The organism is Streptomyces sp. NPDC059853, from assembly GCF_042731495.1.
In the GTDB taxonomy this organism is placed as follows: domain Bacteria; phylum Actinomycetota; class Actinomycetes; order Streptomycetales; family Streptomycetaceae; genus Streptomyces.
The window spans coordinates 1-7,518 of the sequence record NZ_JBHWJL010000259.1; the positions used below are offsets into that span (position 1 = coordinate 1).

Consider the following 7,518-nt stretch of genomic DNA (forward strand, 5'->3'; position numbering starts at 1 on the left):
TCATCGGGCGACCACCTTGTTCTACTATCGCTAATTGGGCGGCGGGTTCATTTTGTTTTATGAGCTCGGGGCGGTGCCGGCCGGGGGGACCGCGGGCGGGCGCCGCTGGCGCGCCCGGCGGCCGGTGCGCGGGCGGGCGCGGTGCGCCGGTGTGCCCCGCTTCCCGCGGTGACGGGCCGGGGCCGGGCGGGGGTGCGGGCGTGATCCGGGTACTGCTCGCGGACGACGAGCATCTGATCCGGGGCGCGCTGGCCGCGCTGCTGGCGCTGGAGGACGACCTGGTGGTGGTCGCGGAGGCGGCCTCGGGCCCGGAGGCGCTGGCGATGGCGGCGGCGCACCGGCCGGACGTGGCGGTCCTCGACCTCCAGATGCCGGGCGCCGACGGGGTGGCGGTGGCGGCCCGGCTCCGTACCGACCTGCCGGAGTGCACCACGATGATCGTGACCGGGCACGGGCGCCCGGGGCATCTCAAGCGGGCGCTGTCGTCCGGGGTGCGGGGTTTCCTGCCCAAGACGGTCTCGGCCCAGCGGCTGGCGGAAATCATCCGTACGGTGCACTCGGGTGTCCGCTACATTGACCCGGAGCTGGCGGCGGACGCCATCAGCGCGGGCGACTCGCCGCTGACCGCCCGTGAGACGGAACTGCTCGAACTGGCGGCGGACGGCGCGCCGATCAGCGAGATCGCCGAGCGGGCGGCGCTGGCCCAGGGCACCGTCCGCAACTACCTCTCCTCGGCGGCGGCCAAGCTGAACGCCGAGAACCGGCACACCGCCGTGCGGCTGGCGCGCGAGCGCGGCTGGCTGTGACGGACGGCGCGGCACCTGCCGTGCGTACCGCCGCCGGAGGCCGGACCCCGGGCGTGCCGGACGGGCCGCCGCACGCCCGGCACACCGCCGCACCGCACCCCACCCCACCGCACCGCACCGCACCGCACCGCACCGCACCGACCGAAGGACTCCCCCAGCATGACCACCGCCACGCTCATCGTGCTCGCCCTCTCCATCGGCGTCATCGGCTGGGTCGCCCGGCGCGGGTTCCGGGCGGAGGACGCCCGGCGCGCGGCCGAGGAGCGGCGGGAGCGGTAGCCGCGCGGGGTCCCCGGGCGGCTCAGCGCCCGGCGGCCCCGGCCGCCGGGCGGGGCCAGCTGCGTCCGCTGTGGGCCTCGATGCTGCGGTTGAAGCGGGTCAGCAGGTCCTCCAGGGCGTGGACATCCGCCGGCTCCCAGCCGGCGAGCACCCGCCCGAGGCCCTCGCGGCTGCGCCGTTCGCGGTCGGCGAGCCGCCGGGCGCCCTCCTCGGTCATCTGGAGCCGGCGGGCGAGGCCACCGTCCGGGTCGGGGACCCGGCGGGCGAGTCCGTCGCGGAGCAGGGCGGCGGTCTGCCGGTTGATGGTGGAGGTGTCCAGCGCGAACGCCTGGGCGAGTTCGGCGATGGTCATCGGGCCCTGGGCGGCGAGCCGGGTAAGCAGCAGATGGGCGGAGCGCTCCAGCGTCTCGCCGTGCTCGCGCCGGCGCGCGGCCATCTCGTACCGGCTGAGCAGCAGCAGTTCCCGTTGCAGCCCCGCGTACCGTTCCTGCGCCTCGGCCACCTCGGCTACCTCCTCGTCGTACGGATCCTGAAGACCCCGGGGCCGAGCGTTCCACACCCGATCGGAATATGCATGATGCACAACATATGTATGCCGCATCACGGCGCGCCGGAGCAGCCCGCGCCCCGGACGCCGCCCGTCACGGCCCAGGCGCGCGGCGGCGGCCGGCCCGCAGCGCGGCCACCAGCGTCGCGGCCACCGCCGTCCCCATGCCCAGCACCGCCCCGCCGGGCCCCAGCAGCGGCGCGCCGTATCCGAGCGCCAACACCACCAGCGCACCCGCCGTCAGCAGCGGCCCGTGGCCGGGCGCCCCGGTGCCCGTCACCCGGTGGAGCGCCGCCAGCAGCGGCAGTACCAGGGCGACCGGTACCGCGACGGCGAGCCCCGCGGCGCGTTCGGACAGGTGTGCGTGATGCTCGGTGACATCCAGCGCCGCCTCGATGCCCGCCCCGAGTGCCGCGAGCGCCGCGAACACCGCATAGTGCCCGTACCCCCAGGTCAGCGCGGTGCGCAGGGTCGTCAGCCGGACATCGGGGCCGGTGAAGTAGAGCCACCACAGGGCGAAGACCAGCAGCAGCCCGCCCACGGCGATCAGCAGCACCTGGGCCGACAGGCCGCGGGCGGTGACCGCCGACTGGACGGCCGCGAGCGAGCCGAGGATGACCTCCCCGAGCACGATGATGGTGAACAGCCCGTACCGCTCGGCGATGTGCCCCGGATGCCAGCGGGTGGCCCGCCCCCGGAACTCGGCCCAGGCCGGTACGGAGAGTTCGGCCACCACCAGCACCACGAACGTGGCCGGGGCCCAGCCGCCGGACACCCACAGCCGGGCGACCCACCCCGCCTGCACCACCGTGACCCCGGCCGCGTACCGCAGCGCGGCCCGGCGCCCGGCCGGGTCGGCGGCGGCGGCCCGCAGCCACTGGGCCACCAGGGCGACCCGCATGATCACGTAGCCCGCCACCACCAGGGCCCAGTCCCCGTGCCGGAACGCGGCCGGCACCCCGGACGCCAGCACCAGCACACCGGCCATCTGCACCAGGGTCAGCAGCCGGTAGAGCACGTCGTCGGTGTCATAGGCGGAGGCGAACCAGGTGAAGTTCATCCACGCCCACCAGATGGCGAAGAAGACCGCCGCGTACCCGAGCAGCCCGGGACCGGTACGTCCCTCCGCCAGCGCGTGGTGGAGCTGGGCGGCGGCCTGGGAGACCGCGACCACGAAGGTCAGGTCGAACAGCAGCTCCAGCGGGGTGGAAGCGCGGTGCTCCTCCCCCGGGTCCCGGCCGCGCATGGGCCGGCGGACCGGGTCCGCCCGCGCAGCGGGGGCGGCGTCGTCTGCGCCCATGCCGCCTCTTTCGCCGTGGCCGCGCCCCCGCTCCTTCCGCGACGAGACTAAGCCGCCCCGTCCGGCGGCTGCCAGCGGAAGACCGCCGCCCGGCTCCGTGCCCGGCCGCTCAGATCCAGCCCCGGTCCCGGGCCAGCAGGGCGGCCTGGGCCCGGCTCCCGGCGTTCAGGTGATCCATCAGATGCGCTATCCGCCGCCGGTAGGTGCGCACCGAGACGCCGATGCCGCGCGCCGCCGTCTCGTCCTTGGCACCCGAGCACATCGCCGCGAGGATCAGCCGGGCGGTGTCGGTCGGGGTGGGCGCCGGGGTGAGCGGGGTGGCCTGCGCCCAGGCGCGTTCGAACAGGGCCCGGACGCTGCCCACGATGGCCGGCTCCTCGGTGAACAGCGCGCCGTGTTCGATGGTCGGGCCCTCGCCGAGCGGGAGCGCGGCGCGGGCGTCGCAGACCAGCAGGCGTTCCGTGGCGTGCGCGATCAGCCGGACCCGGGCGCCGTACCGTTCGATCTCCCGCAGATGGGCCGCGGTGGCCGGGTCGTCGAGGGTCTCGCACAGCATCACGGTGCGGAAGGCCACGCCGCGGCGCAGGCAGCGCAGCGCGAGCGGGCGGAGCCAGGCCAGGTAGCCCGGGGAGAGTTCGGTGTAGGGGGCGAGGCTCAGCACGTCCTCGCGGGCGTGGTCGATGAGTTCCTCGATGCGGGGCCGGACGGCCGCCGGGTCGGTGACCCGTTCGATGCGCTCGATGCGCTCGATGGGCCCGGCCGGGCGGGGGCCGTCGGCGGGGTCGGCCCGCTCCGTACGGTCCGCCGGTCCGCCGGCCCGCGCGGTGCCGGGGGCCCGGTCGGTGCCCCGGGCCGGCCGGGCGTGCCCGGTGGCGGCGACGCGTACGGTGTCCGGGCGGTCGTGGCCGCGTTCCGTGCCGGCGTGCATGTTCATCCCCGTTCGGGCCGTGCGGTGCCGGGGTGGTCGGGCCCGGCGGCATGCCTGTCGGGGGTTTTCTACCAAGCGGGCCCCGGCCGGGTCAGCCCGGGGGGCCCGCTTGACCGTTCACGGTCAGTCCCAGGCGGTTCCGGTCAGCAGCCGGTAGGCCTCGGCGTACCGCTCCCGCGTCCGGTCGACGACCTCCTGCGGCAGCTCCGGCGGCGGGGTGTCCCCCGTACGGTCCCAGCCGGACGCCGGGGAGGACAGCCAGTCGCGCAGGAACTGCTTGTCGTACGACTTCTGCGGACGGCCCGGCTCCCACTCGTCCTTGCGCCAGAAGCGCGAGGAGTCCGGGGTCAGCACCTCGTCCGCGAGGATCAGCTGCTCCTCGCCCGGCTTGCGCCCGAACTCGAACTTGGTGTCCGCCAGGATGATGCCCCGGTCCCGCGCGACATCCCGGGCCCGCCCGTACACGGCGAGCGTCGTCTGGCGCAGCTGGGCCGCCGTCTCGGCGCCGACCTGGCGGGCGACCTCCTCGTAGCTGACGTTCTCGTCGTGCTCCCCGACCGCCGCCTTGGTCGCCGGGGTGAAGATCGGGGCGGGCAGCTCCGAGCCGTCCACCAGTCCCGGCGGCAGCGCCAGGCCGCACACCGTGCGGTCGCGCTCGTACTCCTGGAGCCCCGTACCGGTGAGATAGCCGCGTGCCACCGCCTCCACCGGGATCATCTCCAGCGCGTGCGCGACCATCACCCGGCCCTCCCAGTCGGCGGGCGCGCCCTCGGGGACGTCGGTGGAGACGACATGGCCGGGCACCAGATCGGCGAGCTGGTCGAACCACCACAGCGACAGCCGGGTCAGGATGCGGCCCTTGTCGGGGATTTCGGTGGGGAGCACCCAGTCGTACGCGGAGATCCGGTCGGTGGCGACGAGCACCAGCTCGCCGGCCTCGTTGCGGTAGAGATCGCGGACTTTCCCGGTGTGCAGATGCACAAGACCGGGCACCCGCACCGGCTCAGGCTTCGTGACGAATCCTGGCACTGTGCCTCCTGGCGGCTGAAAGGGTCGGTCAGTCGATGGGCCACGCGGCGTTCATTCTCACGCATCGCGCCCGGCGACCGGTGCCCGGGGCCCGCCGTCAGTCCCGTTTGCAGATGCGGTCCAGCAGATTGGCGGTGGCCTTCTGGATCCGCGGGTCGGTGTGCTGCGGGCGGTCCAGCGCCGGGGACCAGGCGAAGGTGCCGGAGGCGAACACCCAGGCGCCGCTGGGCGCGCGGTACAGCGAGGTCTCCTGGTGGCGGCGCACACCGGCCTCGTCGCGGTACGGGGAGTGGGCGAGCAGGATGCGGCTGTCGCTCACCGGCAGGGCGGTGCGCGGGAAGTAGCGGTCGGCCTCCCCGGCGACCAGGCCGGGGAGTTCGTCGCCCTCGTGCGCGCCGGTGGCCTCCCACAGCCAGTGGTCGGCGTTGCGCACGATCAGCGGATACGGCCGCGGCACCCGGCCGGCGTACTGGACGCCCAGCACCAGTTGTTCGGGCTCGCCCTGCTCGCGCCACAGCGCGGGCCGGCCGGGGCCGCGCCGCTTGCGGCAGCGCAGCAGGCCGTCCTCTTCGCCGGACGGCAGCGCGCTCAGCTCCACCTGCCAGTACATGGTGTTCGCGGAGAGGAACACCAGCGAGGTACCGGTGTCCCGGGCGTACTCGACGGCGCGGCGCATCGGCAGCGACCAGTACTCGTCGTGGCCGGGAAAGATCAGGCCCCGGTAGCGGGAGGTGTCGACGCGCCCGGCGTGCAGATCGCGGGCGGTGGCGTAGGCGAGGTCGTAGCCGTACCGCTCGGCCCAGCGGATGAAGTCGTAGGCGTGGCCGACGTGCAGCGGCAGCCCGGCCCCGGCGAAGGGGCGCGCGAACGAGACGGTGGTGGCCGCGTCCTGCTCGCCCAGCAGATGGCCGGAGGCGTCCCAGGCGTGGTAGAGGCTGGCGCCGGTGCGGCCGTCCTCGGGGAAGAGGTTGTACGCCTGCCAGGTGACGTCGGGGAGCAGCAGCAGGAGATCGGCGGGCTGGTCGTCGCGGACAGTGAAAGGTACGTGCGAACGGAACCGGCCATCCGCGGTGGTGAGCACGGCCACGTGCGCGCCGGGGCGCCAGTCGGACGGGACCTGGAGCCGCCACGACAGCCACCAGTTGTGGCAGGAGACGGTGCGGTCGGCGATCAGCGGCTCGGGCTGGCGGGTACCGCGCTGGACGGGGCTGCGGGTCAGCATCCGGGCGCCGTCGCCCGCGTAGTGGCCGATCCGGTAGATGTCGATGGAGAAGTCCTGCGGCGGGTTGACGGTGACCCGGAAATCGATGGACTCACCGGGCGCCACGGCGCTCTGCGGGGCGAAGCCCTTGATCTGGCAGTCCACGTCGTCGGGGGTCCGGGGACCGGATGACGGCTGGTCATCGCCCTGCCGGCCCGGGGAACATAGCCCCTGCGCGTCGGGGTCCACGTACCACGGGACGACGCGGCCGGTGTCGTCGAAGTAGTGCTCACCGCCCCGCAGCCAGGGCAGCGGGCCCTGCCCGAACGGGTCGGACACGGCGTGTGCCAAGGCGCCGGACTCCCATCGCCGGATCCGGTCCGTGCCCTCAGATGCCAGAGACAAGGTCCCCTCCTCCGCCCCGACTCCACTGCCGGACCAGCACATCACACATCGCGAGGACGTTGTCACCGTTCGTCGTGAAATGGCTGGAGGTGATTGCCTCTTCACCGGCCGCCGCGCAGTTGTGCGCGTCCGGACCACCGGAAGGACGGGACCGCGGAGGGGCGGGCCGGCGCCGGCGCCTAGGATCCTGGGATGCCCTCCGTGTACAAGAACGTCAACGCCCAGCGGAACGTACGGAGATGGTGCCTGGAGCGGATCGATGCGTGGGAGGTGGAGCACGTCCGCACCGAGGTGACGACCTCCGCGGGCAGCACCAGCGTCCTCGGCGCGGGACCCGCCGACGACAGGGCGCCGGGCATCGTCCTGGTGCCCGGGACGAACATGAACGCGGCCCTGTCTCTGTCCGTCGCGGGGATGCTGGCCGCGCGGCGGCGCACGATCGTCCTGGACGTTCCCGGTCAGCCGGGGCTCAGCTCGGGCGGGCGGCCCGTCCGCGGCCGTATGGGCTGGTACGGGAAGTGGCTGGGCGAGGTCCTGGAGCAGGTCACCCCGGGGCCGGTCGTGGTGGTGGGCCATTCTCTCGGTGGTGCGATAGCTCTGGCCTGCGGCTCCGGGCGGATCGCGGGCCGGGTGCTGTTGTCGACCGCGGGTCTGTCCCGGGCGCGCGTCTCCCCGGCACTGCTCGCCGCGACTGTGCCCTGGCTCGCGCGGCCGTCGCTGTCCCGGGCCGCCGGGCTGCTGCGTCACATGGCGGCCCCGGACCGGTCCCTGTCGCCGGAGCTGGCCGAGTGGATGGCCTTGGTGGCCCGGGAGTGCCGCAGCAGTCTCGCCCCTGCCCCGCTGCCCCGTACGGTGGTGGAGCGCCGCCGGTCGGTGCCGTGTCTGGTGGCGACCGGGCGGCACGACGCGTTCTTTCCTCCGCCCGCCCTGTCCGCAGCGGTCCGTGACCGGCTCGGTACGGAATGCCGGGTCGTCGAAGGAGCGGGACATCTGCTGCTGGACGAGGAGCCCGCGGCGGTCGCG

Annotated in this window: 7 protein-coding genes; 2 read left to right on the top strand and 5 right to left on the bottom strand. The window is 74.5% G+C overall.

The window, feature by feature from the left end; genetic code table 11:
• Window positions 1-200: 200 nt before the first annotated feature.
• Window positions 201-806 carry a response regulator gene (locus ACFV5N_RS21915; protein WP_385602437.1) on the top strand — a complete coding sequence of 202 codons (606 nt, stop codon included), beginning with the start codon at window positions 201-203 and terminating at the stop codon, window positions 804-806.
• A 301-nt stretch (window positions 807-1,107) separates the two neighbouring features.
• On the opposite strand, the gene ACFV5N_RS21920 is transcribed toward ACFV5N_RS21915, so the two are convergent.
• The 5 genes from ACFV5N_RS21920 to ACFV5N_RS21940 form a co-directional block, all read right to left on the bottom strand.
• Window positions 1,108-1,587, bottom strand: coding sequence for a MarR family winged helix-turn-helix transcriptional regulator (locus ACFV5N_RS21920; RefSeq protein WP_385602440.1), 480 nt, complete (start codon window positions 1,585-1,587; stop codon window positions 1,108-1,110).
• Window positions 1,588-1,726: 139 nt separating this feature from the next.
• Window positions 1,727-2,932, bottom strand: a complete 1,206-nt coding sequence (locus ACFV5N_RS21925) for a low temperature requirement protein A (protein ID WP_385602442.1) — start codon at window positions 2,930-2,932, stop codon at window positions 1,727-1,729.
• Window positions 2,933-3,041: 109 nt separating this feature from the next.
• Window positions 3,042-3,860 carry a hypothetical protein gene (locus ACFV5N_RS21930; RefSeq protein WP_385602445.1) on the bottom strand — a complete coding sequence of 273 codons (819 nt, stop codon included), beginning with the start codon at window positions 3,858-3,860 and terminating at the stop codon, window positions 3,042-3,044.
• A 123-nt stretch (window positions 3,861-3,983) separates the two neighbouring features.
• On the bottom strand, window positions 3,984-4,889 hold the full coding sequence (locus ACFV5N_RS21935; protein WP_385602448.1) for a phosphoribosylaminoimidazolesuccinocarboxamide synthase: 906 nt from the start codon (window positions 4,887-4,889) through the stop codon (window positions 3,984-3,986).
• Between the two features lie 97 nt (window positions 4,890-4,986).
• On the bottom strand, window positions 4,987-6,495 hold the full coding sequence (locus tag ACFV5N_RS21940; RefSeq protein WP_385602451.1) for a N,N-dimethylformamidase beta subunit family domain-containing protein: 1,509 nt from the start codon (window positions 6,493-6,495) through the stop codon (window positions 4,987-4,989).
• A gap of 192 nt (window positions 6,496-6,687) precedes the next feature.
• On the opposite strand from ACFV5N_RS21940, the gene ACFV5N_RS21945 reads away from it, so the two are divergent.
• Window positions 6,688-7,518, top strand: an 831-nt coding sequence (locus ACFV5N_RS21945; protein WP_385602454.1) for an alpha/beta fold hydrolase, incomplete at its 3' end; no start/stop codon positions are given.

Coding starts and splice junctions, on each gene's coding strand:
- ACFV5N_RS21925 (WP_385602442.1), bottom strand. CDS start 2,932: ATGGGCGCAGACGACGCCGCCCCCGCTGCGCGGGCGGACCCGGTCCGC.
- ACFV5N_RS21930 (WP_385602445.1), bottom strand. CDS start 3,860: ATGCACGCCGGCACGGAACGCGGCCACGACCGCCCGGACACCGTACGC.